General features: G+C 44.5%; 25 protein-coding genes. 2 read left to right on the top strand and 23 right to left on the bottom strand.

The features are described 5' to 3' along the window. Window positions 1–14: 14 nt before the first annotated feature. The 10 genes from AAYR28_RS06120 to proG form a co-directional block, all read right to left on the bottom strand. Window positions 15–983: an ABC transporter ATP-binding protein gene (locus tag AAYR28_RS06120; protein ID WP_041116397.1), complete on the bottom strand. Its 969-nt coding sequence runs from the start codon at window positions 981–983 to the stop codon at window positions 15–17. Beyond that, on the bottom strand, window positions 973–1,890 hold the full coding sequence (locus AAYR28_RS06115) for a C40 family peptidase (RefSeq protein ID WP_120207191.1): 918 nt from the start codon (window positions 1,888–1,890) through the stop codon (window positions 973–975). Before AAYR28_RS06115 ends, AAYR28_RS06120 begins: the two co-directional genes overlap by 11 nt. Beyond that, a complete protein-coding gene (locus AAYR28_RS06110) occupies window positions 1,890–2,969 on the bottom strand; it encodes a mandelate racemase/muconate lactonizing enzyme family protein (protein WP_120207193.1) in 1,080 nt (359 codons plus the stop codon). The genes AAYR28_RS06115 and AAYR28_RS06110 overlap by 1 nt, the downstream gene beginning before the upstream one ends. Further along, window positions 2,966–3,907 (bottom strand): S66 peptidase family protein, encoded by a 942-nt coding sequence (locus AAYR28_RS06105; protein ID WP_120207195.1) that lies wholly within the window; start codon window positions 3,905–3,907, stop codon window positions 2,966–2,968. The genes AAYR28_RS06110 and AAYR28_RS06105 overlap by 4 nt, the downstream gene beginning before the upstream one ends. A gap of 313 nt (window positions 3,908–4,220) precedes the next feature. Then, entirely contained in the window at window positions 4,221–5,843 is a 1,623-nt protein-coding gene (locus AAYR28_RS06100; RefSeq protein WP_120207197.1) for a peptide ABC transporter substrate-binding protein, read from the bottom strand. After that, a complete protein-coding gene (locus tag AAYR28_RS06095; protein ID WP_120207199.1) occupies window positions 5,840–6,853 on the bottom strand; it encodes an ABC transporter ATP-binding protein in 1,014 nt (337 codons plus the stop codon). The genes AAYR28_RS06100 and AAYR28_RS06095 overlap by 4 nt, the downstream gene beginning before the upstream one ends. Window positions 6,854–6,859: 6 nt before the next feature. Further along, window positions 6,860–7,822 carry an ABC transporter permease gene (locus AAYR28_RS06090; RefSeq protein ID WP_034281490.1) on the bottom strand — a complete coding sequence of 321 codons (963 nt, stop codon included), beginning with the start codon at window positions 7,820–7,822 and terminating at the stop codon, window positions 6,860–6,862. After that, window positions 7,819–8,754: an ABC transporter permease gene (locus tag AAYR28_RS06085; RefSeq protein WP_034281489.1), complete on the bottom strand. Its 936-nt coding sequence runs from the start codon at window positions 8,752–8,754 to the stop codon at window positions 7,819–7,821. The genes AAYR28_RS06090 and AAYR28_RS06085 overlap by 4 nt, the downstream gene beginning before the upstream one ends. Window positions 8,755–8,772: 18 nt before the next feature. Continuing rightward, entirely contained in the window at window positions 8,773–9,597 is an 825-nt protein-coding gene (locus AAYR28_RS06080) for a M55 family metallopeptidase (protein WP_034281488.1), read from the bottom strand. 189 nt (window positions 9,598–9,786) lie between these two features. Continuing rightward, window positions 9,787–10,611, bottom strand: coding sequence for a pyrroline-5-carboxylate reductase ProG (gene proG / locus AAYR28_RS06075; RefSeq protein ID WP_034281487.1), 825 nt, complete (start codon window positions 10,609–10,611; stop codon window positions 9,787–9,789). A gap of 168 nt (window positions 10,612–10,779) precedes the next feature. Between proG and AAYR28_RS06070 the strand changes: the two genes are divergently transcribed. Continuing rightward, complete coding sequence (locus tag AAYR28_RS06070; protein WP_061109728.1) at window positions 10,780–12,063, top strand: S1C family serine protease; 1,284 nt, start codon at window positions 10,780–10,782, stop codon at window positions 12,061–12,063. Between the two features lie 33 nt (window positions 12,064–12,096). On the opposite strand, the gene AAYR28_RS06065 is transcribed toward AAYR28_RS06070, so the two are convergent. Then, the gene (locus tag AAYR28_RS06065) at window positions 12,097–13,053 is read right to left on the bottom strand and encodes a ring-cleaving dioxygenase (protein ID WP_120207201.1); all 957 of its coding nucleotides are present in this window, start codon (window positions 13,051–13,053) and stop codon (window positions 12,097–12,099) included. A 329-nt stretch (window positions 13,054–13,382) separates the two neighbouring features. Between AAYR28_RS06065 and AAYR28_RS06060 the strand changes: the two genes are divergently transcribed. Next, on the top strand, window positions 13,383–14,708 hold the full coding sequence (locus AAYR28_RS06060) for an APC family permease (RefSeq protein ID WP_041116373.1): 1,326 nt from the start codon (window positions 13,383–13,385) through the stop codon (window positions 14,706–14,708). A gap of 126 nt (window positions 14,709–14,834) precedes the next feature. Here AAYR28_RS06060 and AAYR28_RS06055 read toward each other — a convergent pair whose 3' ends face one another. From AAYR28_RS06055 to AAYR28_RS06000, 12 genes are all read right to left on the bottom strand, one after another. After that, window positions 14,835–15,164, bottom strand: a complete 330-nt coding sequence (locus tag AAYR28_RS06055; protein ID WP_034281483.1) for a bh protein — start codon at window positions 15,162–15,164, stop codon at window positions 14,835–14,837. A 63-nt stretch (window positions 15,165–15,227) separates the two neighbouring features. Beyond that, window positions 15,228–16,184 carry a sugar-binding transcriptional regulator gene (locus AAYR28_RS06050; RefSeq protein WP_024424944.1) on the bottom strand — a complete coding sequence of 319 codons (957 nt, stop codon included), beginning with the start codon at window positions 16,182–16,184 and terminating at the stop codon, window positions 15,228–15,230. Window positions 16,185–16,277: 93 nt separating this feature from the next. Then, entirely contained in the window at window positions 16,278–17,063 is a 786-nt protein-coding gene (locus tag AAYR28_RS06045) for an SDR family NAD(P)-dependent oxidoreductase (protein WP_120207203.1), read from the bottom strand. Beyond that, window positions 17,041–17,742 carry an SDR family NAD(P)-dependent oxidoreductase gene (locus AAYR28_RS06040; RefSeq protein ID WP_259455884.1) on the bottom strand — a complete coding sequence of 234 codons (702 nt, stop codon included), beginning with the start codon at window positions 17,740–17,742 and terminating at the stop codon, window positions 17,041–17,043. Before AAYR28_RS06040 ends, AAYR28_RS06045 begins: the two co-directional genes overlap by 23 nt. A gap of 25 nt (window positions 17,743–17,767) precedes the next feature. Continuing rightward, a complete protein-coding gene (gene lpdA / locus AAYR28_RS06035; RefSeq protein WP_120207207.1) occupies window positions 17,768–19,150 on the bottom strand; it encodes a dihydrolipoyl dehydrogenase in 1,383 nt (460 codons plus the stop codon). Between the two features lie 12 nt (window positions 19,151–19,162). Next, window positions 19,163–20,488: a dihydrolipoamide acetyltransferase family protein gene (locus AAYR28_RS06030; protein ID WP_120207209.1), complete on the bottom strand. Its 1,326-nt coding sequence runs from the start codon at window positions 20,486–20,488 to the stop codon at window positions 19,163–19,165. A gap of 17 nt (window positions 20,489–20,505) precedes the next feature. After that, window positions 20,506–21,486: an alpha-ketoacid dehydrogenase subunit beta gene (locus tag AAYR28_RS06025; RefSeq protein WP_034281944.1), complete on the bottom strand. Its 981-nt coding sequence runs from the start codon at window positions 21,484–21,486 to the stop codon at window positions 20,506–20,508. Between the two features lie 31 nt (window positions 21,487–21,517). Then, window positions 21,518–22,501, bottom strand: a complete 984-nt coding sequence (pdhA, locus tag AAYR28_RS06020; RefSeq protein ID WP_024424949.1) for a pyruvate dehydrogenase (acetyl-transferring) E1 component subunit alpha — start codon at window positions 22,499–22,501, stop codon at window positions 21,518–21,520. A 180-nt stretch (window positions 22,502–22,681) separates the two neighbouring features. Then, the gene (locus tag AAYR28_RS06015; protein WP_120207210.1) at window positions 22,682–23,713 is read right to left on the bottom strand and encodes an alcohol dehydrogenase catalytic domain-containing protein; all 1,032 of its coding nucleotides are present in this window, start codon (window positions 23,711–23,713) and stop codon (window positions 22,682–22,684) included. Further along, window positions 23,710–24,156, bottom strand: coding sequence for a hypothetical protein (locus AAYR28_RS06010; protein ID WP_120207212.1), 447 nt, complete (start codon window positions 24,154–24,156; stop codon window positions 23,710–23,712). Before AAYR28_RS06010 ends, AAYR28_RS06015 begins: the two co-directional genes overlap by 4 nt. Before the next feature lie 61 nt (window positions 24,157–24,217). Further along, window positions 24,218–24,496 (bottom strand): PTS sugar transporter subunit IIB, encoded by a 279-nt coding sequence (locus AAYR28_RS06005; protein ID WP_003212259.1) that lies wholly within the window; start codon window positions 24,494–24,496, stop codon window positions 24,218–24,220. 19 nt (window positions 24,497–24,515) lie between these two features. Further along, window positions 24,516–25,889, bottom strand: coding sequence for a PTS galactitol transporter subunit IIC (locus tag AAYR28_RS06000; RefSeq protein ID WP_034281477.1), 1,374 nt, complete (start codon window positions 25,887–25,889; stop codon window positions 24,516–24,518). Window positions 25,890–25,927 lie beyond the last annotated feature (38 nt).

The raw sequence follows: 25,927 nt of genomic DNA, 5'->3' as shown, positions 1-25,927 counted from the left end.
TTATCGGGCTTGTCCTATTTTCTATTGTATAAATGACAGGCGACTTCATGTCCTTCTTCCACCGCTTGTAATGTCGGCTTTTTTTCAGCACACACATCCATCGCGGCAGGACATCGTGTTCGAAATACACAGCCGCTTGGCGGGTTCACTGGACTTGGAATTTCTCCTTTTAAAATAAACCTTTTGCGCTTGTCCTCTACGTCAGGATCTGGAATCGGGATGGCAGACAGCAAGGCTTGTGTATATGGGTGAAGCGGTGTTTGATATAATGCATCACTCGTCGTCAATTCGACGAGATGACCTAAATACATGACACCGATCCGGTCACTAATATATTTCACCATGGACAAGTCATGTGCAATAAAAAGAAAAGTTAATCCTTCCTCTTTTTGCAGTTTTTTCAGCAGGTTCACGACCTGCGCTTGGACAGAGACGTCTAGTGCAGAAATCGGCTCATCTGCCACAATAAATTTTGGCGCTAAGGCAAGTGCTCTTGCAATGCCGATTCTCTGCCTCTGTCCCCCGCTAAATTCGTGCGGATAGCGGGTAGCAAAATCATAGCTTAATCCTACCGCTTCAAGCAGTTCTTTCACGCGGGCAATCCTTTTCTTTTGACTGCCATAAAGCTGATGAATCTCCATTGGCTCCAGCATAATATCTTTTACTGACAGTCTTGGATTTAACGAGGAATACGGATCTTGAAAGACCATTTGCATTTGCCGGTTGAAATCAAATGATTCTTTTTTAGAAAGGTGGTGAAGACTTTTCCCTTCATATAAGGCTTCACCATCTGTTGGTTCATAAAGACGCATGAGCACTTTTCCAAGTGTGGATTTGCCGCAGCCAGACTCACCAACGAGACCAAAGGTTTCACCTTGTTTCAGCTGAAAAGAGACACCATCCAGCGCTTTTAAGGTTCTCCCTTTCGATAGATGAAAATGTTTTTTGAGGTTGTTTACTTGTAAAAGTGGTTCAACTGTCATGTTCGCTCCTCCTCTCACTTGGTAAATACCGCCTTGCACCTGCCCATTCCTTTTCATATGAAGTGCCAGAAAGGGAAAGAAGCTCAATTTGTCTGCCGGTTTTAGGCGAATGAAGCATCATCCCATCCCCAGCGTAGATCCCTACATGACGAACCGCTCCCTTTCCGTTTTCATTTGCAAAAAACAGCAAGTCGCCTTGTTCTAAATGGCTTGATGTAACCGGCGTTCCTTGAACTGCTTGGTCACTTGCGTCTCTCGGCAAAAGATATCCGCACGCTTTGTACATGCTGTAAGCAAAGCCTGAACAATCATAGCCAAAGCTGCTCATGCCTCCCCATAAATAAGAAAGGCCAATAAATTGTTTTCCTGCGTCTACGACATCTTTGCCGGTCCTAGAGAAAGCTTGCGATACTGGGCGTACATCCGCTTTGTTGATTTCTCTTATTCCTAATGGGGTGACAACATGAAATTGATCATCTGTTTCTTTGGCGGCTGCCAGCTCTGTTAAAAAGCTAATCTCCATATCAGGTTCCCCGTTTTGATAGAGTGTGGCTTTTTTCTGACAAACGATAAGAGATGCAGCTGACGCACTTCCCTCTGTTACTTGTTTTAATTGTTCAGCAGGCATATAGCCTGGATAGCCTTGCGGATGTTTCCGGCTGGCCTGCTGTGGTATGACGACTTTCATCCAGCCACCTGTCTCTTCTAATCCAATCACTCGTCCGCCTAGCAGTACTTGAGATTGAATCAAATTTTCTTCACATAAAGCCAGCTTTTCTTCATATGTTTGCTGGTCAATCCATTCTTTGATGTTGATGGAGTCCTGAAGTACCTTTCGATCGATTTCTCGGGGAGACTGCGGCGCTGTCCATACGTTAGCGACTGGAACCTTTGATTCGTATATCATCATGAGACTCCTTTCACCCCTTGAATGCCTAACCCATGATGCAGCGGTAAAAATATATCTTTTCCTTTGTACACGATTCCTCCGTCTATCATGTCCTCTTTCAGCATAAGCGGGGCATCAAAATCGCAGCGGGTGATATTCGGCTGGCTTGCGGCGAAATGTGCCGCTGCTGTAATGCCAAGCTTTGACTCAATCATGCTGCCAACCATGCACTGAACACCGTATGCTTCGGCAAGGGCATTGATTTTTAATGCTTCTTTTATGCCGCCTGTTTTCATTAATTTTAAATTGATCAGATCACAGCTTCTCATTTCAAGCACCTTGATCGCATCATGAAAACTGAAAATGCTTTCGTCTGCCATAATCAATGTTTCAGTTGCTTCCGTCACACGACGCAGGCCTTCGATATCTTCTTTCGGCACTGGCTGTTCTACTAATTCAATATTCAGCGCTTCCATTTTTCGAATAGCTGTGATCGCTTCCTTCCATGTCCAGCCCTGATTGGCGTCGAGCCTGATCTGAATGTCTGGCCCGACTTTTTCTCGAATCCGCTTGATCCGCTGTATATCAGTGTGTATATCATCTTTTCCTACTTTGATCTTTAACGTCTGAAAACCTTCAGCTGCGTATTGCTTCGCATCTTCTGCCATCTCAAGCGGCCGGTTTACACTGACCGTATAGTCGGTTTCGAGCTGATGACGATATCCGCCAAGGTATTGATAAAGCGGAAGTCCTGCCTGCTTTGCTAAGCCATCATAAATGGCCATATCGATTGCAGCCTTTGCGCTTGTGTTGCTTGCGAGCACGCGGTTCATAGCAGAAAAGATTTGTTCATACTCTGCCAAGGAAGCCCCGAGCAAAATGGGTTTGATCACTTCACAGATGGCATAGTCGATGCTTTCCAGCGTTTCTCCTGTAATCACCGATGTGGGAACTGCCTCTCCGTAGCTGACATCACCTTGATCATATGTGATGATAACGATCAGAGATGCTGCGTCATACACCGTTCTTAAAGCAGTTTTGAAAGGCTTTTTTAGCGGTACACTTGTTCTGCATGTACGAACATCGACAATTTTCATTTGATCGCCTCTTTCGCTGCAACGCCTGGAGAAATGTGCAGTTTTTTCCCTGCGGCATCTAGTGCAGCCTGCACGCCCATCGGAAAGGCAAAGTTCGGTGATGAATGACCGATCCGAAAGCCGCCGAGTGCGGGTTTCTTTTGCGGCACAATATAGGTTTCCCACAGCTGTTCCAAGGTTAAGGACTGGTCTTTCTTTTTTGGTTCACATTGATGAAAATCGCCAATGATGAATCCAGCCGCATCATTCAATTTTCCAGCAGAGGTGAGGTGCTGCATCATGCGATCGATTTTATAGGGCTCTTCGTCAATATCTTCAATGAACAACAGCTTTCCCTTCGTATCAATTTCAAAAGGTGTACCAAGTGTTGTCACGATGAGAGCAAGATTCCCTCCTATGATGTCACCTGAAGCGGTGCCGGGGTAGAAAGTATGAAGAGGTGACAAGTGATGCGTATACGTAAAGGCCTTCGGCGTGAACAGCTGCAAAAAGGTATCCTTCGTATACGGATGGACCTCTTCAAGTCCCACATCAGAGGAAAGCATTGGACCATGAAAGGTCACAAGACCAGTCTGCTGCTGGATGGCCGTATGTAAAAACGTAATGTCACTATAACCCCAAAAGATTTTTGGATTCCGGCGAATGAGGTCATAATCAATGGCTTCCGCAAGTCTTCCGGTTCCGTACCCTCCGCAGGCACAAATAACTGCTTTGACTTCTGGATCTTGAAACATGCCATGAAGATCTTCCACTCTTTCATGATCACGCCCTGCTAAATACCCGTACCGGGAATAGAGATACTTCCCTTTTTTCACCTTCAGCCCAAGGCTCTCTAAAAAGGCAATCCCTTTTACTAATTTCAATTCATCAGGCGGGCTTGCTGGTGCGATAATCCCCACCGTATCCCCTGTTTGAAGCGCCGCTGGCAGCTGGTTCATGCCAATCCCCTCTTTCTCTTTATTTCTTACAATCTATGGGCATTTTCTCCATAACATGAACAAATAAAGGAACAGACGCTTTGTTCAAAGCGTCCCATATTGTTGACAAAGGGCTAAAATGATCTTGATTTTAGCCCTTTGTCTTCTATTCAGCGTGACCTGAAAACCTTTGCAGCCCTAGGAAGGACGAGCATCGGAGCGGAGCGAATTTGACATTCGTGAGCACCGAAGCGCAGGACTGACAAAGAATGCGAGGGTTTGTCCGCGCTGAGACGCTTTTGTTCAAAGCGTCCGTGTTCCTCATTCCCTTCAATTACTCTCCATCTACTTGCGCCCATTTCAAATCGATATACCCAACAGGGTGGCGGACAATTCCCTTCACGCCCTCTTTTTGCAAATGAACTTGGTTATAAAAATGAATTGGAATGATTGGTGCTTCTTCAATGAGAAGTGCCTCTGCCTCATGAAGGATGCTGTTTCTTTTTTGTTCATCTGCTTCCTGACTCGCCTTTTTAATCAGCTGATCATAGGTGTCGTTTGACCATCCAGTCCGGTTCATCGCATTCCCTGTTTGAAAGCTCTCTAGGAAGTTAATCGGATCTGCATAGTCTGCTAAAAATGAACTTTGCGAGAATTGAAATTTCAGTGCCTTTTGATCTTCTGCAAATACATTGGCTTCCATGTTTGCAAGCTTCACGTCCACACCCAGCGCTTCTTTTAGTTGCTGCTGGATGGCTTCAGCTTTTTTCTTGTTCTCAGGCTTTGTACTATATGTTAATGTGACGGGCGGCAGCTTTGAATAGTTCTCTTCTTTCAGCCCTTTTTCTAATAGCTTCGCAGCTTCACTCGTATCTTGTTTGACAAGATCACCGCCAGCTTCTCTGAAATCCTCACCCTTTGAATCTAAAATCCCCGGTGAAACGAAGGCGCGGGCTGGCTTCTCTTTATTTTTCGTGACATAATCCACGATATCTTGCGGATTGATCGCCATTTGAAAGGCTTTACGAATGTTCTTATTTTGAAAAGGTTCCATGTTCACATTCAGACGATAAAAGAACAGTCCAGCCTGATCTTCAATTTGTACATCTTTATTTTTCAGCAAATTTTCACTTTGTTCTGCTGGGACGAAGGCAGTATCTAAATCTCCCGATTGATACATTTGATAATCAGTGTTTCGATCGCTGATCATCAGCCACTTTACCTGATCCAGCTTGACTGATTTTTTGTCCCAATACGTCTCACTTTTTTCCATAGTGAAGCTCTCATCATGCTTCCATTCTGTCAGCTGAAACGGTCCATTCCCAACAAAGGTTTTGGCATCCTTTGCCCAGTTTGGATCCTTCTCTGCTACCTTCTCATTGACAGGGAAAAAGGCGGGGTTTGCGGTCATATTTAAGAAAGATTTCTGCGGGTATGCCAGTGTGACCTTTAGCGTTTTGTCATTTTCAGCACTGACTTTTACATCCTCTTTCTTTCCTTTTCCGCTGTTAAATGCCTCTCCGCCTTCAATCATGTAAGCTAAGAACGATGCAGAGGAGCCTGTTTTCGGATCAAGCAGACGCTTCCACGCATATTCAAAGTCACTCGCTTTCACTGGATCACCATTCGACCACTTGATGCCGTCTCTTAAATGAAATGTGTACGTTTTTCCATCCTCTGAAATTTCCCATTTTTCCGCCATTGCAGGAGATGGTTCGTGCTTTTCATTCAGCCTCGTTAATCCCTCCATTAAGTTATTCAGTCCTTGCCACGATACATTATTAAAACCAATCGGCGGGTCAAATGACGTCGGTTCGTTTTCGTTATTTAAGGTTAATACTTTCTTTTCATTCTTGTTGCTCGATGATCCTTTACCTGCTTGCTCATTGGCTGTACATCCTGCGAGCAGCATGATGATGAACAAACAAACACTAATGATCCACCCTTTTTTTCTCATGAAAAACTCCCCCTTTGTGTTGAAGATAACATCGCTTGGTTCGCTCGCTCATCCTGGAGCCAGCAATGCACTGTATGAGTAGGTGACCGCTGCGTTTCGTGCGGCATGATATGATCGCACACTTTCATGGCAGCCGGGCAGCGATCGGTATACGGACAGCCCTTTGGCGGTGCAAATAAATCAGGCGGGCTTCCTTCAATCGGAATCAGTTCATCTTTCATATCAAGTCTTGGAACGGATTGCAGGAGTCCTTTTGTATAAGGATGCTGCGGACTGTAAAAAATATCTTGCCTTGTTCCGGTTTCAACCATTTTCCCTCCGTACATGACTGCTACCCGGTCGGCAACTTGGGCTACGACCCCTAAGTCGTGTGTGATTAATATAATGGTAACCCCTGTTTTCCTCTGAATCTCTTTAAACAGTTCTAAAATTTGTGCCTGTATGGTCACATCCAGCGCGGTCGTCGGTTCATCTGCGATCAGCACCTTTGGCTCACAAATCAGTGCCATGGCAATCATGAGCCGCTGCCTCATTCCCCCGCTGAATTGGTGTGGGTATTGCTTTAATCTCTCCTTCGGCTGCGGAATACCAACCAAATCAAGCATCTTTATGGCGGCTTCTTTCACTTCTTTTTTCGTCAGCTTTTGATGCTCCTTCGCCGCCTCCATCAGCTGATCCCCTATTGTCAAGGTAGGGTTCAGTGCCGTCATCGGATCTTGGAAGATCATCGAAATATCGACACCTCGTATGGCGCGCATTTCTTTTTCAGATAATGACAGCAAGTTGCGGTCTTGAAACCAGATTTCTCCCTGATCGACATGCGCGCTGTATGCAGGCAGAAGCCTCATAATGCTTTGTGATGTCACACTTTTCCCGCAGCCTGATTCTCCCACAATGGCTAAGGTTTCTTTTTCATATACATCGACATTCACTCCGCGTACTGCTTGAACTGAACCGCCGTATGTCCGAAAACTGACGTGCAGATCGATAATTTGTAGAACTTTTTTCAAAGCGCTTCACCTCTTCATCTTTGGATCAAGCGCATCTTGCAAGCCATCACCTAAATTGTTAAAGCAAAACATCGTGAGTGAAATAAAAAATGCCGGGAAAAATAAACGCCACCAATGTCCATTGTCTGACAGCACAGTCGGCAAAGCGTCATTAGCCATCACGCCCCAGCTTGCAAACGGCGCTTGAATACCTAAACCGAGAAAGCTTAGGAACGCTTCAGCAAATATCGCGGTCGGTACAGTCAGGGTCATTTGGACGATAATCGGCCCCATCGTATTTGGGAGCAGGTTGCGGCGAATGATCCGCAGGCTTTTGGCACCAAAGGTTTTTGAGGCAAGGACATATTCCTGGCTTTTCAGCTGAAGAACCTGACCTCTCACAATTCTTGCCATTCCAATCCATCCGGTGACAGTGAGCGCTACAATAATGGTGACAAGCCCTGGCCCCATGAGCACCATCAATAAAATGACGACGAGTAAATAAGGAAGTCCGTAGAGCACCTCGACAATCCGCATCATGACATGGTCGTATTTGCCTCCCTTATAGCCCGCTATGCCCCCATAAATCACGCCGATGGCAAAATCAATCAGGGCTGCCATGACACCCACAAATAATGAAATACGGGCTCCGTACCAAGTGCGTGTGAACACATCTCGTCCAAGCTCATCTGTTCCAAACCAGTGAGCAGCCGAGGGCGGCAGATTTTGCATCGAAAGACGCTGCTCTGTCACACTATTTGGTGCAAGCAATGGGCCTAAGACTGCCATGACAAAAAGAAAAATCAGAACCGATAGGCTAAACATCGCAAGCTTATTTTGCTTCAGCCGCCTCCATGTATCTGCCCAATAGGAAAGAGAGGGTCTTTTAATGGCATGGGCTTCTGTTTTCTTTTGCTCTCGTGGAGAAAACCATTCGTCTGGCACTTCAGGATGCCTGTTCGGTGGATCATGCTGAAGGTGTATACTCATGCCTTTCCTCCTTTCTGATGCAGCTGAATCCTCGGATCAAGGAGACGATACGCCACATCGACAATGAAGAGAAGTGTGATTAAAATAATGCTGTAAAAAACAGTGGTTCCCATGATGACAGGATAATCACGGTTGTTAATACTCTCGACAAAGTATTTTCCCATCCCAGGAATGGCGAATATTTTTTCAATGACAAAACTTCCTGTTAAAATACTTGCGACAAGTGTTCCAAGAATGGTCACAACGGGTAAAAGTGCATTCCGAAGCGCATGCTTAAATACAATTTTAAAGGGAGAAAGCCCTTTTGCTTTGGCCGTACGGATATAGTCTTGCGACAGCACTTCAATCATGCTCGATCTCGTTAACCTGGCGATAATCGCCATTGGGCCGACAGCAAGGGCGATTGTAGGCAGCACCATATGCATTGGACTTGTCCACATCGCTGTAGGAAAGAGCTTCAAATTGACAGCAAGCTGCTGAATTAATAGGGTAGCAAAGATAAAGTTTGGAATGGATATACCGAAAACTGCAATGGTCATGGCGATGTAATCAATCAAACCATTATGCCGGAGGGCAGCCATGACCCCTAGCAGGATGCCAGAGATGACAGCAATCAATATCGAGATAAGACCAAGTTCTAATGAGACTGGGAAGCCTCTCGCCAATAGATCATTGACACTTTCAGAAGGCTTTTTAATGGAAGGACCAAAATCAAAGGTAACAATGGATTTTAAATAGATGACATATTGAACATAGAGTGGTTCGTCTAAGTGATAGTAGCTTTCGAGGTTTCGCTGGACGGTTTCGTTTGTATTTCGTTCTTCATTGAAAGGCGATCCTGGGATGACCTTCATTAAAATAAACGTTAAAGTCGTAATCGTTAAGATCGTAGCAATCATCGCAATAAAACGCTTGAACAAAAAGCTGGCCATCTGCTGTCTCCCCCTCACTTAACAAAATGTTGTACGTGCGGCAAGCTCTGTCATGACAAGCATCGCTTGATAGGCTTCTAATATATTGTCTGCTTGGTACGTCACCGTCGTTGTTCCTTCTATGATGGCAGTACCCGGCATTAAATTCGCCCATTCAGCTTGTCCATAATTGGCAAACTCAATCTTAAGCAGCGGCTGATCAGGAGGCGTCAGCGGCTTCATTTGATCAATCTGTTTCATCGCGGCTTCCACTTGCTGCGAGATTTGTTTATTGACTTTGGCAGGAGGTAAGCATTTCACAGCAGATCTTGAGATGGTTTCTTTCACTGCCACTGTTTTCACACCAGGCATCAGCTTTTCTGCCTCACGTGCTGCTTGATCATCCCCGCAAACAAGAATCACCGGCACACCATAGTAGCCTGCAACATACGCATTAAAGCCCATTTCCCCAATTGGATGATCATTTATGTAAAAATGTCTGACACCAAAAATCATACTGTGCGACATCACACCTTTCATTGATGCCCTTGCATGATAACCTAAGAAAACAGCTGCATCATAGGTTTGATCCAATCCTTGCACCATTGAATAAGGCTTTACGTCACCTGATATGAGAACTGCCTCTTCATGCAGTTCTTCGATCAAAAGATTATTCATTTTAGAATGACTGTCATTCACCAAAATGTCGGTGGCACCATGCTGAAGAAGCGCTTCTACACAAGCATTCACTTCACCCGTCATAATGCGTCTGCCCCGCTCATAGTTATGCTGGCGCGAATCAACAAATGTATGATCAGCTAGACCAGTAATCCCCTCCATATCGACAGATACATAGAGCTTCATTCCCATCCCCCTTTAATTAAACATAAAATTTGTGTATATTTTTCTAAATTTTCTAAAAAATTATATGAGAACTTGATTGATTTTTCAATACAATGTCCGAAAATAAGGAGTTTAGACTCAGATAATACAGGTCAAAAGGCTTTTATAGAAAGGATTTTTTTAACAAATAAAACACCACTAACTATGCCTTTAGTGGTGTTTATCCGCTTCGTTGATCTGCGATTTCAGCTGTTCATATTTCTTCATGGTTTGTGTAAATAAATCATCAAACATCTGAGGTGCCTGCTGTTGAATGACCTCAGCACCTTCTCCTGTAATTCCCCCTTTTGTCGCCACTCTATCGACAGTTTCAGCAAAGGTTAGGCCTCGCTCTACGAGGATCTGGCCAGTACCTAAAAGGGCATACGTTAAAAATTCATTCGCTTCCTCTAAGGAAAGATCACTATTTCTCACAGCCGCTTTCGCCATTTCTTCAAAAAGAGCAGCGATAAAACCAGGAGATGAGCTTGTCAAATTGCTCGCCGCATCAAACCGGTCTTCCCCTACTTCCCTGACGATGCTAAAAGCTGAAAGCAGACGGTGCAAACGCTCCTTTTCCTCGCTTCCTGCTGCTGCACCATGCGCAACAAGTGATACGCCCGTCCCAACAGCTGACGTGAGTGTTGGGATGTATCTAGACACTGGCTGTGTTGTATGCGCCTGTAACTTTTCTAATGTCACAGCTGCTGCTACTGACACAATATGTACCGCTCTCGCTTGAGAAGGCAGCTGATCCAGAACATCAAGTACTGCAAGCGGCGGCACGCAGACAAACAATATATCACATGACGCAGAAAGTTCGTCTAATGAACAAATGTTGACTTCTTGGTGCTTTTCTTTGAGCTGATGAAGGCGCTCCGTTTCACTTCTTGTATGGATCATGATTTGATGAGCATCCAGCACCCCATTTTCCAGCCACTTTTGCACCATCATATCAGCCATACTTCCATATCCAATGATTCCAATTGTCTCCACAGTTTAATCTCCTCTATCTTGCTTAGATTCACTACTTATTTTAACAATTTCCCACAATGTTTTCATTTTTATCCCACACTTTTTTCATACGATAAAGTCAGTCCCCACCACATACGGTAAAACACCCAAACACATACATGAAAAAATCATTGAAAGAGAGTGATTGAAATGACACAGCACAAAGATGACAAACAAACAATTGAACAACCTCAAAAACAGAAAAAGCCAAACGGCTGGTTTAAGCCATTTGTCAGCGGTGTTGTAGGCGGTACATTAGCGTTAGGTGTCTACGTTCTTACGCCATATGCTCAGCATTCATCAGACAGCACTGCAAATGATTCGGCAGCGAAAACTGAAGCAGTATCGACAAATCACACGAATTCGTCAAAAACAACAGCCGTCCAAACATCAAATTCATCAAGCAGCATCTCCAGTATGGTCGAAAATGTATCACCAGCTATTGTCGGCATTACAAACTACCAAACGCAAACAGACACGAGCTTTGGCGATTTCAATACGCCTTTCGATGAATCACAGCAAAACAAAAGCAGTCAAGAGGAAGAAACCGGTACAGGCTCAGGAGTGATTTTCAAAAAATCAGGCAATAAAGCCTATGTCTTAACAAACAACCACGTCATTGAAGGGGCAAATAAACTAACCGTATCCTTACACGATGGCAAAACCATTGAAGGAAAACTGGTTGGAGCTGATCCGCTCACTGACTTAGCCGTTGTGGAAATTAGCAGCAGTCATGTGACGAAGGTTGCGGCATTAGGCAATTCCTCCTCACTGCGTGCTGGAGAAACCGTCATTGCGATCGGAAACCCGCTTGGTGAAGATCTTTCAAGAACGGTGACACAAGGAATTGTCAGCGGTGTCGACCGAACAGTCTCTATGAACACATCAGCAGGCGAAAGCAGCATTAATGTTATTCAAACAGATGCAGCCATTAACCCAGGTAACAGCGGAGGCCCGCTTCTGACGACAGACGGAAAGGTTGTGGGGATCACGAGTATGAAAATCTCTGAAACAGGTGTTGAAGGCATTGGGTTCGCACTGCCAATCAATGATGTCAAACCAATCGCTGATCAGCTTCTCGCAAAAGGAAAAATTGAACGTCCATATATCGGCATCAGCATGCTGGATCTCGAACAAGTTCCAAATGTGTATCAAAAAGAAACTCTCGGACTTAAAAGCAGTCAGCTCAATCAAGGCGTGTATGTCAAAGATATCGCCGCAGGTTCACCTGCCGCCAAAGCTGGCTTAAAGTCAGAGGATGTCATTACCGGCATCAATGGGAAACAAATCAAAACTGGCAGTGAATTACGTCACGAGCTATACACGAATGCAAAAGTAGGAGACACCGTGAGCATCACCCTCATTCGAAACGGAAAACAAGAAACAAAGCAGGTCACATTAACACAATCTGAATCTAAGCAGGTCAGTTCCTAATAAAAAAAACAGCTCAGTTGATGAGCTGTTTTTTTATGACGACTGAATTGGCGTTAATCTTTGTTCAATTTCTGCTCGTTTATGCTCTAGGAACGGCGGAAGGGCTAATTGATCGCCAAGCTCATCCACCCCTTCATCGACTGTAAATCCAGGGCCATCTGTTGAAATTTCAAATAAAATACCATTTGGCTCTCTAAAGTAAAGAGCTTTAAAGTAAAAACGTTCTACAACACCAGAGTTCGTGAAGCCTGCTTTTGAGATTTTTTCATACCATTTTTCAAGCTCCTCTGCGTCTTTCACACGAAATGCGACGTGATGCACACTTCCTCTGCCGGAACGTTCAGAAGGCCCTTCTGTTTTTTCGATCACATGAATTTCTGTTCCAGCACCCCCATTTCCTGACTCAAAAATGGTCACGATCTCACCATCATTTGATTGTTCACGTGCTCTTTCGGTGAAGCCAAGGATGTCTGTTAAAACACGGATCGTCTTGTCAGCTTCTGCAACGGTTAATTCAACTGGACCTAAACCTCTAATCGCAAACTCTGCCGGAATATCATCATGCACTGGCGGTGAGCCTGCCTCTTGCGTATTCGGTTCTACTGTTAAAAACAGCTGCTGCCCTTCTGGGTCTTTAAAACGCAAAGCAGGTCTTCCGCCTCTCAAAGAAGCTGTTTCTTGCTGCACGCCTTTATCTTCAAACCGCTTTTCCCAAAACGTGAGTGCCTCTTCAGAAGAAACGAGAAGACCTGTGCTTGTGATCGCATTCGTCCCTTCCAAACGGCGGGCAAGCATTGGAATTTCAAAGAATGTTAGCTCTGTTCCTAGTGAAGCAACCTCATCTCCATAAAACAAGTGATACATAGACGGGTCATCCTGATTGACTGTTTTCTTTACAAGTTTTAAGCCAAGGATTTGGCGGTAGAAATCAACATTTTTCTGAGCATTGGCTGTTAACGCAGATACGTGGTGAATCCCATTGATTTTCATTATTTTCACTCCTATTTTAAATTATCTCGAATTCGAGATAATATCCTTATGAATAAAATAGTTCATTTTTCAAGAAAAGTCAACCATTTGGCTGCACGTTTACTGGATGTTCGGTTTCCGGTCATTAAATTAACATTAAATCAAAAATAAACTTTCATTGTTCGTTTTTAACGCAACATTCACCCTAATATCTCCAATAAACGAACACTTTCAAATACAAATACGAAAATCAGAAAATTTTTTTAATTCTTGTTTTCCTAAAATCGTATTACAATGAACAAAATACATGTCACAGTAACGTACGAAAGTGATGCAGGAGGTCGTGTGTAATGAACAAAGAACAACCAGCGTTAAAACAAGACATCGGCTTATTTTTCGCCCTATCTCTTGTCATCGGGACCATTATCGGGTCAGGCGTCTTTATGAAGCCAGGCAACGTCCTTTCCTATTCAGGAAGCTCAGACATCGCCTTATTCGCTTGGCTGCTAGGTGGCATCTTAACCCTTGCAGGCGGACTGACTGTCGCTGAAATTGGTACACAAATCCCGAGAACCGGCGGGTTGTACGCCTATCTTGAAGAAGTGTATGGTGAATTTTGGGGCTACTTATGCGGCTGGGTGCAGATTATTATTTACGGACCCGCCATCATTGGTGCACTTGGTCTTTATTTTGGTTCATTATTAGCCAATCTATTTTCTCTTTCGACTTTATGGTCTACAACGATCGGCATTATCACCGTTTTATTTTTATGTATCATCAACATCATGGGAACAAAATACGGCGGATTTGTTCAGGGGCTGACCACTATCGGAAAGCTTGTCCCAATTGCTGCGATTATTGTGTTTGGCATATGGAAAGGTAACGAAAACATCTTGATGGCCGTCAACGATAGTATCGCTCAAATGAACTTCGGAGCAGCGATTTTGGCTACGCTGTTTGCTTATGATGGCTGGATTTTACTTGCGGCGCTTGGGGGTGAAATGAAAAACCCTGAGAAACTGCTGCCTCGTGCAATGGCAGGCGGAATTTTAATCGTGACGGCTTGTTATCTCTTTATTAATGTCGCACTTTTGCACGTGCTGCCAGCTGATCAAATCGTCCAGTTAGGTGAAAATGCGACAAGCACTGCTGCTACCATGCTCTTTGGGCCAATTGGCGGGAAAATCATTAGTATTGGGATCATCATCAGCATCTTTGGCTGTTTGAACGGAAAGGTTCTTTCATTCCCACGTGTGATTTTTGCGATGGCAGAACGAAAGCAGATTCCTTTCGCCAACGCGATTTCGCGGATTCATCCAACGTTTAAAACACCTTGGATCGCTGTATTTGTGCAAATTTTGATCGCCATTGTGTTTATGATCGTCAGTAATCCGGAGAAGCTGTCTGAGGTCTCGATTTTCATGATCTACATCTTTTACGTGATGGCCTTTTTCGCCGTCTTTAAGCTGAGAAAACAAAACAGCGGAATGAAGCGTGCGTACAGTGTACCACTTTACCCGCTGACACCGATCATTGCGATTATCGGTTCATTATTCGTTTTAATCAGCACCATGATCACCGATTGGAAAAGCTGCCTGATCTCCATGCTGATCGGGATGGCTGGACTGCCTATTTATTATTATATGAAAAAAACACAAAAAAAAGCAGAGCACTAAACGGTGCTCTGCTTTTTTTCCTTCTTCTCAGCGTAATAGAAACCTTTGCAGTCTAGGAAAGACGAGTATCGGAGCGGAGGACTGACTTGCCTACAGGCTGAAGCAGAGTGCTAAACGGTCTCTGCTTCATTTTTTATATTGTTTGATCACTTTGTATGATTCGTTTAAATATCTCATGAGCCGGTATGGCTTACTAAGCACGCGGATTGGGAGTCTTGAGATAAATCCATTCAGGTTCGACTTATATTCCTGCGTGATCCGCTTTGGCTTTGTCGCTATTTTCTCGTATACTTCCTTGTAAAATTCCTTCATGATGTCGACTTGCACACTGATCTTTTGATGACACTCTGTACACTCAACGCTTTTCATCTGATCATTCACATAAACGATGCTGTGGAGGGTCTCTTCTTGGCACCGAGTACAGTGTAGGTTTGCTTCCATTTCGGTTTGCTTCAAGATACACAGCTCCTTTCTCGTTTGATGTTGCTCTTGTTATACCATTCGAACGCTGCCAGTCTTTTATTGAACGGATGCTTCCTTTAAAATGGCTGCCGCCGTTAGTTCGTCTGTCACCAGTACTTGAATGAAGCCGCCATTTAAAGCCCCTAAAATACTCTCAGCTTTATGGGTTCCTTCTACAACAGCGATGACCGTTTTGACGCTCTTTAATTGTTCCAGCGATAAGCCAATGACCTTTTGATTCAGTTCATCTTGGACAGGTTTTCCTTCTCCATCAAAAAAACGAAAGCCAATATCACCGACAGCCCCTGATTGCCTTAAACCAGATAAGTCCTCTTCTTTTAAATAACCGACTGTTTTTAAAGTTGACCCTTTATGCGGGTTGCCAATACCGATGAGGGCAATATCCACATTTCTGCCTTCTTCAAGCACAGCTTCTATGTCCTGCATCGCCATAAGCCGTTCTTTTAATTCTTCTGTTTCTAAAATCGCAGGGGCATATAAATAGGAACACGTGCCGTTCATTTTCTTTGCCAGCTCATATGCCAGCTGATTGGCATGAATGTCGACCGCCTGCCTGCCCATTCCGCCCTCTAAAGGAATGACCTTCACATCGTTTCTTCGTTCAAACGGATATTCTTTTACAAGCTCAGCAAGCGTCGTCCCCCATGAAATGCCGATTTTCTCCGCATTTTTCATGTTTTTAGACAAATAATAGGCGCCTGCTTGACCGACTGCCCGCTTCACCATCTCAGACATTGTCCCGACACTTGGGACAACGACCGCATCTGTTAATTGAAAGGTTGTTTCTAGCTGCTTTTCAAGTTCCACCGTATGAATGCTTTCGTCTTTAATGTACACTTCCACGATTCCCACATCTTTTGCTTTTTGTAAGAGCTTTGAGATGACTGGTCTTGAGACATTGAGCTTTTTTGCAATTTCCTGCTGCGTCCACCCGTCTGTATAATAAAGATGAGCAACTTTGACGAGCTGTCGTCTTTCTTCCCAATTCAGCATGTGACATCATCCTTTTAATATACTATGATTACCAGTATACCAAACATTCGTTTCCAATTGGAACAATTGTTATGAAAATGACAAAAAGAGCGATTAACTCTCCGCTCTTTTTCCCTCAGTATATTTGGGCTGATACGTTCTCCCTCCGTCTAACAGGATCATTTGTCCGTGCAAATAGCTCCCCTCGCGACGTGTGAGAAATAAAGTGAGCCCTGCGATATCCTCAGGCTTTCCTAATCTTCCGATGGGAATGAGTGATTGCAGCTGCCGTTTCTCCTCTACAGTAGGATAGAGCGTATCAAGCATTTGAGATTCAATGACGCGGGGGGCAATCACATTGATGCGTATTTGATGCGAGCCTAGTTCCTTTACGAGCGAACGCATCAATCCAAAAGCACCTGCTTTTGATGCATAATATTGAATACCGCCGCCTGAGCCGGTGATTGCAGATCCCGATCCAATAATGACAACACTGCCTTCCTGCCGCTCACACATATAGGGTGCCAACGCTTTGATGCAATAGTAAAGACCATATAAGTTCACAGCCAGTGTCTTTTTCCAAAGTGAAAAATCGACTTCTAAAAAAGGCAGTGATTTAGTCATTCCTGCTGAATACACAAGGTGAGCAATACCGCCCAGCTCCCTTTCAGCTGCTGATATCATTTGCTGAACACTTTCCCACGATGAAACGTCAGCTTGAAATGTCAGCAGCTGAGGATACTGTGTCTTTAAGAGCGAAAGTCCCTTTTCATCTATATCTGACACGGCGACTTGGTGCCCTTCTTTTAAAAAACGCTCAGCAATTTCTTTTCCGATCCCTTGGGCTCCGCCAACGATGAGAACTGGTTTTTGAACATTAGCCAGCACTCTCACCCCCATCAAGCATAATCGCCACGCCATCTGTAAATGCACCATAGGATGTACTGAGAAACACCGTCATATGGGCCACAGTCTCCTTGATTTGCTCTGTATCAGGAACCAAATGAAGAGGAGGCGGCAGCAGCGCAAGCACCCGGATGCCTTTGTCTTTAAATTCTCTCGCTAACCCTTTTGTCATGGCATTCAGCATAGAATTCGATGTAGCATGCGAGATCCCGCCATCACCTGTAATACTGCCTGATGACGATATATTAATGATGCAGCCTTGCCTCTGATCAACCATATGCCATACAGCAGCCTGGCTGGAAAGAAAGACGGTATTCACAGCCGATTCCACTTCATCCACCCACTCATCAGGGCGCACGTCATCAAGCTTCGCGTCCGCTCCTTGCTCTGCTTGATTGACCAAAATATCCAGTTTACCGCATGTATCAATCACTTGCCTCAGCATTCGCGCGGCATCACGCGGTGTTTCCAGCGGGTTCTGAATGATACTCGCTTGACAGCCCATTTTTTGAATGTCTTCACGAATGGTTTTAGCCTTTGATTCATCATGAAACGTGTGTAAAAAAACATGTGCACCTGCCCGGGCTAAAGCCAGGCAGATGGCTTCTCCAAATCCATCTGTGCTACCTGTCACAAGTGCCGCTTTCTGATGAAGCTGGACGTGCACATGCATCTCCTCCCTATCCCTTGTTTGGCCATTATTTTCTCAGCTTACTCACGATATCAAGTGCTGCTTCATAAAAACCTTCTGAGATGGTCGGATGCGGATGAATCATTTTCGCCATCTCTTCTGCTGTTCCTTCTAAATACATAAAGGAGGAAGCTTCTGAAATCATCTCTGTGACGTGCGGGCCAACCATCGTCGCGCCAATCACTTCACCATAGGCTGTATCGTATACCAATTTAATAAAGCCTGTTTGATCACCTGCCGCTAGTGCTTTACCGCTTGCCGCTAAATCAAATCGTTCTGCCCGCACGTTAAGTCCTTTGGCTTTTGCCTCTTTCTCAGTCAGACCAACACTCGCTACCTCTGGTAATGTATAAATACATCTAGGCATGATATCAGCATTCATTTTTTCAGACACTCCGCAAATATTACTGACCGCAACAGCGGCCTCTGCCATCGCTGCGTGAGCAAGCTGATAGCCGCCAGCGACATCCCCAACTGCATAGACACCTTCCACGCTTGTCTGCATCTTGTCGTTCACCTTGATAAAAGGACCATCCAGCTGAAGGTCAAGCTGGATGACAGCAGAAACGCTAGGTCTTCTTCCTACACAAACAAGCAGTCTTTCAGCCGTAAAAATATGCGTCTCTCCTTTATCGTCTGATGCATGAACCGCTTTGACTCCTTCGCTTTCCGTCACCTCTGTCACAGTGGTTTTTTTCGCGATATGGATGCCTTTTTTCTTTAATTCTCTTTCTAGCAGCTTAGATGCTTCCTCATCCTCTTGTGGAATAATAGACGGAGCCGCTTCGATAATCGTGACTTTTGATTGAAGACTCTGGAAGATACAAGCCAGCTCAAGTCCAATGACACCGCCGCCAATGATGACGACAGAAGCCGGAATATCTGGGATGTCAAAGATCGTATCACTTGTGTCAAATTGAATGTCTTTAAGGCCTGGTATTGGCGGAATGGCAGGTGAAGATCCAGTGGCAATGATGAGCTCTTTCGTTTCAATCGATTCTGAACCATCTAGCTTTTCAATCTCAATCCGGTGCTTTGTAACAGCTGTACCTCTGCCGTTATATACATCAATCTTTCCTTGCTTTAATAAAAAGGCAATTCCACCTCTGAGCTTTTCAATGACGTCATCTTTGCGCTTTCTCATTTTATCGAAGGAAAGGACCAAATCACCTGTTTCAATTCCCCAGCTTTTCGCCTTCTCAATTGATTCAATGACTTCTGCATGTTTGAGCAGTGTCTTGGAAGGAATACAGCCCCGATTTAAACAAGTACCGCCTAGAAAATCCTCTTCAATCAATGCGACCTTCCGTCCACGCTCAGCTGCTTGAAGGGCGGCAGTATACCCGCCAGGCCCTCCGCCAATGACTGTCAGATCATACGTTTTCGTCATCCGATTCATCTCCTACATTAGCAATTCAAATGGTTGTTCAAGCACTTTTTTAAGGTCTGTTAAAAAGGCAGCCGCTGGTGCGCCATCTACCACTCGGTGATCAAACGATAAACTAACACCCATCATCGGCCGCACCTGAATTTCTCCATCTACTACAACAGGTTTTTCTTGAATGCGCCCAACCCCTAAGATCGCCACTTCCGGCTGATTAATAATCGGGGTAAAGGTATCAATGGCATACATCCCTAAGTTACTAATGGTAAAAGTGGACCCTTTCAGCTGGTCTGGCAGCAGTTTTTGGTCACGTGCGTTTCGGCCGATTTCTTTCGCCTCTTTTGTCAGCTGTTTTAACCCTTTTTGGTTCGCATGAGAAATGACTGGAACCATTAAGCCATCTTTTACAGCGACAGCGAGACCAATGTGCACATCGTCATGGAAATGGAGCTCATTTTGTTCAAACGTCATATTGATATGCGGGTGGCGTGTGAGTACGTTGCTGACCGCATGAATCATAATTTCTGTGAACGACAGTCTGTAGCCTGTCTCTTTTTCAATCGCTGGCAATAGCTGTTTGCGTATTTCTTTCGCTTTTGTCATATCGATTTCACTTGTTAATGTCACGTGCGGTGCTGTAAAGGCACTTTGTGACATGCGGTCAGCGATCACTTTTCTCATACCAGCTAGTTTTTGTGTTTTCACTGGAGAAGACTCTGTTGTTTTTGCAGCTGCTGCCGTTACATCACTCTTCATAATTTTACCGTGTGCACCAGATCCAGCAACATTCGCTAAATTGATTCCTTCACGAGCAGCCACTTTTTCTGCAAGCGGTGACACGCGCTGATCTTTCTCACTAGAGTGGACGGCCGCCTCGACGTCACGCTTTTGAACTCTGCCTTTAGGTCCTGTGCCAGATACCTCATGAATCGCTACATGATGATCCTTTGCCGTTTTTCTCGCCGCAGGTGTGGCACGTACTTTTTCATTAAGTGTTTTTGGGGCTTCAGCAGAACTGGATGAAGCCGCGTCTGATGAAGACGATTCGCTGCTGCCTGGTGAATCTTCATCTGATTGTGCTGGCGGTTCGCTTGGCACCTGTTCATTTGCCTCTCCGATGTATCCAATGACAGCATTGACTGGAATTTGATCATCGGCTTCATAATATTTCTTTAGAAAAATACCATCATCATAGGCTTCCACCTCAATATTGATCTTGTCTGTCATAATTTCAAAAAGAGGCTCACCGATTTCAACCGAATCTCCTTCTTCTTTAAACCATTGAAGCAAGGTGCCGACTTCCATCGTACTGCTCAGCTTCGGCATAAATATCTCTTTTGGCATGATCTTCTCCCCTTTACTTAAGAGCGCACAAGCTCTTTTGCTGCTTCAATAATATCTGGCACTTGTGGAATGACCGCTTTTTCCAGCGTCGGGTTGTATGGTATTGGGACCGCAAGACCGCCAAGTCGTTTAATTGGAGCATCTAAGTAGTCAAAGGCTTCACTTTCCGCTATCATACTTGCAATCTCTCCGCCATAGCCGCCTCGTTTTACTGCTTCATGAACCACGATACATTTACCTGTTTTCTTCACAGATTCGATAATCGTTTCTTCATCTAATGGGACAAGTGTTCTTGGGTCAATGATTTCAACATCAATTCCCTCTGCTTCTAGTTCCTTCGCCGCTTCTAACGCTTTGTGTACCATAATCGCTGTTGCTACAATCGTGACGTCTTTCCCGCTTCTTTTCACATCTGCTTTCCCTAGAGGAATGGAATATTGCTCTTCAGGCACTTCACCGATTGTTTTATATAAAAGCTTGTGCTCGTAGAAAATGACAGGGTTGTCATCATCCATCGCCGCTTTTAAAAGTCCTTTTGCATCATAGGCTGTTGAAGGCTGAACCACTTTAAGTCCTGGAATATGCGCCATCCACGCTTCTAAGCTTTGTGAGTGCTGCGCCGCTGCACCCGTTCCTGATCCTGCTGGTGTTCTTACGACAAGCGGCACCTTTCCTTTTCCGCCAAACATGTATCGTGTTTTGGCTGCTTGGTTCACAAGCTGATCCATTGCGATTGTTATAAAGTCAGAGAATTGAAGTTCTAAAATCGGCCGCATACCAGTTAAAGCCGCTCCGACTGCCCCACCTGCGATGGCAGCCTCTGAGATAGGTGTATTGCGAACGCGCTCTGGACCGAATTCTTCAATCATGCCGCGCGTGACCCCAAAAGCACCTCCATATACGCCGATATCTTCACCTAAAATGAAGACATCTTGGTTTTCTCTCATTTCCTGACTCATAGCCTCTCGAACGGCTTCTAAATATGAAATCTCTCTCACTGTTGTTTTTGTCACGTGATTTCCCTCCTAATTAGGCGTATACATCCTCTAATAGTGTGTCAATTGACGGTTCTTTACTGTTTTTGGCGAATTCTACAGACGCTTCAATTTCCTGCTTCGCTTCTTCCTGTAAGCTTGCTGCCTGCTCTTCTGTTAAAACATTCAGTTCAATCAAGAGAGACTTAAAGCGTTTGATTCCGTCTTTTTGTCTCCACTCTGTCTCTTCTTCACGTGTACGGTATTTTTTCGCATCACTCTTAGAGTGACCCTTCCAGCGGTACGTTTTCATTTCAATGAGTGATGGGCCTTCTCCCGCTCTCGCACGGCTGACTGCTTCATCTACTGTGTTCATAATTTCGACCATGTCATTTCCATCAACCGTTTTTCCTGGCATTCCGTAGCTTTCTGCTCTTGTTGAAATGTCTTCAATATTGATCATTTCTTTCACAGGGCCAGACATGCCGTACTGGTTGTTTTCACAAATAAACACAACCGGTAAATCCCAAATAGACGCAAGGTTTAATGCTTCATGGAAACTGCCTTCATTTGTAGCACCATCTCCGAAGAAACAAAGAACAACAAAGCCTTCCTGCTTCATTTTAGATGTGAGCGCTGCACCTGTTGCCAGCGGGATACCGCCGCCAACGATTCCATTTGCCCCAAGATTTCCTTTTTCTAAATCCGCAATATGCATCGAGCCGCCTTTTCCTTTACAATAGCCGGTTTCACGTCCAAACAATTCAGCCATCATTTTATTAACCTCGGCCCCTTTTGCAATACAGTGACCGTGTCCCCTGTGTGTGCTGACGATCTTATCTTTATCTTCTAATACGGCAATCGATCCAACAGCTGACGCTTCCTGTCCAACACATAAATGAGTGGTGCCATGGATAAGTCCTTTTGCAAAAAATTGGTCGACCTTTTCATCAAAATATCTCACTAACCACATTTGTTTATATAAATCTGCTAATTTCTCATGACTAATCTGTTCAGGCAAAGTGATTTGTTTTTGCATTTCTTCTCTCCCCTTTACATTTGTTCTTATGTGTTACATTTGTAATAATCATACGTTTAAGTGTCATCGAAGTCAAGCATTTCTCTCTCATTTTTAAGCGTTTTCATCTTTTATCAGAAAAAAAGAGAAAGGGAAAGCCCTTTTCCAAAGAACTTCTCTTTCTCTTTTAATCTCATACACTCATTCATCTGGATACATCATGATTTTGACGCTCTCACCCTCAGGATGCCTCGCACATTCTATCGCCTGAAGCAGCTGGCTTAACGGATAACGATGCGTCACCATCTTTTCAGTGTTGACCACTTTTGCTTTCAAAAGCTCAAGGGCTTCACGATAATGATATGGATGCGAGGAATAGGCTCCTACTACCTTCACTTCATCATTAAAAAATCGTTCAGCAGGAATGGCCACATCTCCCTTTGGAAAATGAGCAAACACCAAAATCGTCCCGCCTCGCGCTACAGCCTGAAACGCCTCTTTTAAAAGCGCACTGCTCCCAACAGAAATAATGACGAGGTCTGCTCCCTTTCCATCTGTTTCTTTCATCACCCGGTTTTCCACCGGCTCGGCTGCTGGATGAAAGGAGACGTCTGCACCTAAACTCCTCGCTTGCAGCAGTCTGTTCTCATTCACGTCTGTTATCATCACTTTCCCAGCCAAATAATATTTGGCGAGCTGCAATTGAATACAGCCAATTTGCCCCGCTCCAAGGATCAAAACGGAATCTCCTGGGTGAACAGGAGCTCGTTCAAACCCGTGCAGGCAGCAGGCAACCGGTTCTACCATCGCCCCTTGCTCATACGATACGTCTTTTGGAAGCTTGCCCATCGTGTGCTTGACATGCAAAGCAGGTACACGGATATATTCTGAAAACCCGCCCGGCTCTACATTTGTGGCTGTAAACTGCGGACACATCGTATAAAAACCCTTTTGACAAAAGTCACAGGTGAAACAAGGCACATGATGTGCCACATAAACCCTGTCTCCCGTTTGGACATCTGTCACGTGCTTGCCGGTCTCGACAATATCACCAGCGATTTCATGCCCCAGCACTGTCCCAGGAGGTACTGTCTCATGTGTTGCTTTGTAAATATCCGTTCCACATAAGCCGCAGGCTCGCAGCTTTAACAAAACTTCATCATCACCGATGACTGGCCGGTTCCGCTCCTCATACCGAATGTCCTCTGAAGAATAAAAGACAGCTGATTTCATGTAGCGGCATCCTCCTTTTCATCACCCTTCGCAAAATCCTGCAACGTTTGAACAAGCTGCTTGTACTCACTCATCTCACTGGATATCCAGTAACGCCCTCCGAATATACGAGATGGACCCACCCTGACATAGACTTTCCCGATATGAGGATAAGGCTTTAAAAAAAGCTTTCCTTTGATATCAGAAATTGCATATGTGTGCCATCTGCCAAAAGCGCCTATCTTCAGTTGATCTTCACTAATGATGACGCTTGTCGGCTGGTTCAGTCCTGTAATACTAGAGAGCATGAGAATAGGCAGCGTATAAACGCCTAACACAGCTAACGGGTCAGGTCCTGCTGACCATAACGTATAAAGAGACCAGAGAAAAAACAGACAGATGAGCACAGCCGGAAGAAAAATAGACAACACTGCAGACGTTCGGCTATAAGCATGATGCTGCATAAGACTTCCTCCTTTCAAATCACTAGAAGGAGCCGGAAAAGCTCCTTCAGAAAATAGCCCTCTACTTGATATGATCAATGATTTTCTCGATATCATCTTCAATACCAAATCCAGTTAAAAAGGATAATGTTTGAATCACAGGTGTCCCTTTTGTATCACTTACAGGCGTTGTTGTCACAATTAAATCGGCGCCTTCCGCTTTTTGCGGGACTTCAGATGCCTTACACTGTTCCACCACGACATCATATCCTTTTTCCTTTAACGTCTCTTCTACCTTTTTAGCCACAACCGTTGATGTTGCAACTGCCGTTCCGCATGATACTAATATTTTCTTCGCCATTAGAATCCCTCCAGCTCATTTATTGTTCTTTCTGATCTAAGCCCATTTCTTTTGCATACTGCTTTTTAATATCATTTCGCACCCAGTACCATAGAAGCCCATAAGCCAGAGCACAGATGATGGCTGCAATAAAGTAAGGGTTGCTCGGATCAAGAAGTCTCACCATGATCCAAGGAATGACGTGAGAACCAAGATCAATACCTGAAATCATGTTTGCCCCTTCTGGGAAATCAAAGCCGACTGCTTTCCCCATGGTTGTCGCAAGCGGAGCAAGGTTCGTTGCGATAAAGAAGACAATCATTAATGTAAAAATACTGTTAATAAGGCCGCGAATAATATTTCCACGAGCGGCTGCTACTGCCCAGACAACTGTAAATGGCAGAACCGATAAGTCAGCAAACGGGAGCATGCCATTGTAAGGCAGAACAACTGCGAGCAAAATCGTAATCGGCACCATTAAAAGGGCTACCGCCATATTCGCTGGATGACCAATCACAATCGCTGTATCTAAACCAATATAGACATTTTTCCCTGGGAAACGCTTTTGAATATAAGAACGAGCGCCCTCAGAGATTGGAATGAGCCCTTCCATTAATAAAGCAACCATTCTTGGCATTAAGACAAGAACTGCCGCCATTTGAATACCGAGCGTCATCACGCCTTTTGCATCATAGCCGCCGAGAAGACCAATAATGATACCAAGTATGAGACCCATCACAAGCGGTTCGCCAAAAATGCCAAAGCGTTTCTTCAATGTTTCTGGATCAGCATGAATTTTGTTTAAACCAGGAATCTTATCAATGACGCGGTTGGACGCATACATGAGCGGGGCGAAGTTGACCGTTTCTGCATGAGCCATCGATACGCCTTTTAAACCGAAATGGTGTTCGATTGTCGGCGCCGTCCAATCGGCTAACTTTAGCGTGATCGCAGAGACGATCAAGCCAACAGCAAGAGCCAAGAACATATTATGATAAGCGTAGTAAGTAACAGAGGCTGCGAAAATCAAATGCCAGAAGTTCCAAATATCCACATTCAGCGTTTTCGTAAAGTTTACAGACAATAAGATGACATTTAATAAAAGCACAAGAGGAATCATGAGCGGGGCAACGGGTGTACCAAAGGATATGGCAGCTCCAATCGGCCATCCAACATCCAAAATATCGAGCTTTAGCCCAAGGGAATTAACCATGGCTTTTGCTGCTGGCCCAAGTCCGCTCACGAGCAAATTAATGACAAGATTGACACCAACAAATCCAATTCCGATCGTAATACCGGCCCTGAAGGATTTCTTAAAGCCCTGCCTTAAAATCATACCGAAAAGCGTCATAATAATCGGGAGCATAATAGTTGGTCCAAGGTCTAATATAAAATCGACGGCTTGCTTGATCATACATCCACCTCCTGAATTTTTCAGATAAAGCGCTTACA

Origin of the sequence: Bacillus safensis (genome assembly GCF_039619585.1) — a bacterium.
GTDB lineage: Bacteria > Bacillota > Bacilli > Bacillales > Bacillaceae > Bacillus > Bacillus safensis.
The sequence above is the reverse complement of the archived record's forward strand: the minus strand, read 5'-3'. Positions and strand labels throughout refer to the sequence as shown.

What these genes read in the sequence shown, in the direction of transcription:
- AAYR28_RS06030 (WP_120207209.1), bottom strand. Translation starts at nt 20,488, where the DNA reads ATGCCAAAAGAGATATTTATGCCGAAGCTGAGCAGTACGATGGAAGTC.
- AAYR28_RS06010 (WP_120207212.1), bottom strand. Translation starts at nt 24,156, where the DNA reads ATGCAGCATCATGCTTATAGCCGAACGTCTGCAGTGTTGTCTATTTTT.
- AAYR28_RS06120 (WP_041116397.1), bottom strand. Translation starts at nt 983, where the DNA reads ATGACAGTTGAACCACTTTTACAAGTAAACAACCTCAAAAAACATTTT.
- pdhA (WP_024424949.1), bottom strand. Translation starts at nt 22,501, where the DNA reads ATGCAAAAACAAATCACTTTGCCTGAACAGATTAGTCATGAGAAATTA.
- AAYR28_RS06080 (WP_034281488.1), bottom strand. Translation starts at nt 9,597, where the DNA reads ATGAAGCTCTATGTATCTGTCGATATGGAGGGGATTACTGGTCTAGCT.
- AAYR28_RS06015 (WP_120207210.1), bottom strand. Translation starts at nt 23,713, where the DNA reads ATGAAATCAGCTGTCTTTTATTCTTCAGAGGACATTCGGTATGAGGAG.
- AAYR28_RS06100 (WP_120207197.1), bottom strand. Translation starts at nt 5,843, where the DNA reads ATGAGAAAAAAAGGGTGGATCATTAGTGTTTGTTTGTTCATCATCATG.
- AAYR28_RS06110 (WP_120207193.1), bottom strand. Translation starts at nt 2,969, where the DNA reads ATGAAAATTGTCGATGTTCGTACATGCAGAACAAGTGTACCGCTAAAA.
- AAYR28_RS06040 (WP_259455884.1), bottom strand. Translation starts at nt 17,742, where the DNA reads ATGCATGTGCACGTCCAGCTTCATCAGAAAGCGGCACTTGTGACAGGT.
- lpdA (WP_120207207.1), bottom strand. Translation starts at nt 19,150, where the DNA reads ATGACGAAAACGTATGATCTGACAGTCATTGGCGGAGGGCCTGGCGGG.
- AAYR28_RS06050 (WP_024424944.1), bottom strand. Translation starts at nt 16,184, where the DNA reads ATGCTGAATTGGGAAGAAAGACGACAGCTCGTCAAAGTTGCTCATCTT.
- AAYR28_RS06060 (WP_041116373.1), top strand. Translation starts at nt 13,383, where the DNA reads ATGAACAAAGAACAACCAGCGTTAAAACAAGACATCGGCTTATTTTTC.
- AAYR28_RS06070 (WP_061109728.1), top strand. Translation starts at nt 10,780, where the DNA reads ATGACACAGCACAAAGATGACAAACAAACAATTGAACAACCTCAAAAA.
- AAYR28_RS06005 (WP_003212259.1), bottom strand. Translation starts at nt 24,496, where the DNA reads ATGGCGAAGAAAATATTAGTATCATGCGGAACGGCAGTTGCAACATCA.
- AAYR28_RS06000 (WP_034281477.1), bottom strand. Translation starts at nt 25,889, where the DNA reads ATGATCAAGCAAGCCGTCGATTTTATATTAGACCTTGGACCAACTATT.
- AAYR28_RS06090 (WP_034281490.1), bottom strand. Translation starts at nt 7,822, where the DNA reads ATGAGTATACACCTTCAGCATGATCCACCGAACAGGCATCCTGAAGTG.
- AAYR28_RS06105 (WP_120207195.1), bottom strand. Translation starts at nt 3,907, where the DNA reads ATGAACCAGCTGCCAGCGGCGCTTCAAACAGGGGATACGGTGGGGATT.
- AAYR28_RS06085 (WP_034281489.1), bottom strand. Translation starts at nt 8,754, where the DNA reads ATGGCCAGCTTTTTGTTCAAGCGTTTTATTGCGATGATTGCTACGATC.
- AAYR28_RS06115 (WP_120207191.1), bottom strand. Translation starts at nt 1,890, where the DNA reads ATGATATACGAATCAAAGGTTCCAGTCGCTAACGTATGGACAGCGCCG.
- AAYR28_RS06045 (WP_120207203.1), bottom strand. Translation starts at nt 17,063, where the DNA reads ATGGGGGTGAGAGTGCTGGCTAATGTTCAAAAACCAGTTCTCATCGTT.
- AAYR28_RS06065 (WP_120207201.1), bottom strand. Translation starts at nt 13,053, where the DNA reads ATGAAAATCAATGGGATTCACCACGTATCTGCGTTAACAGCCAATGCT.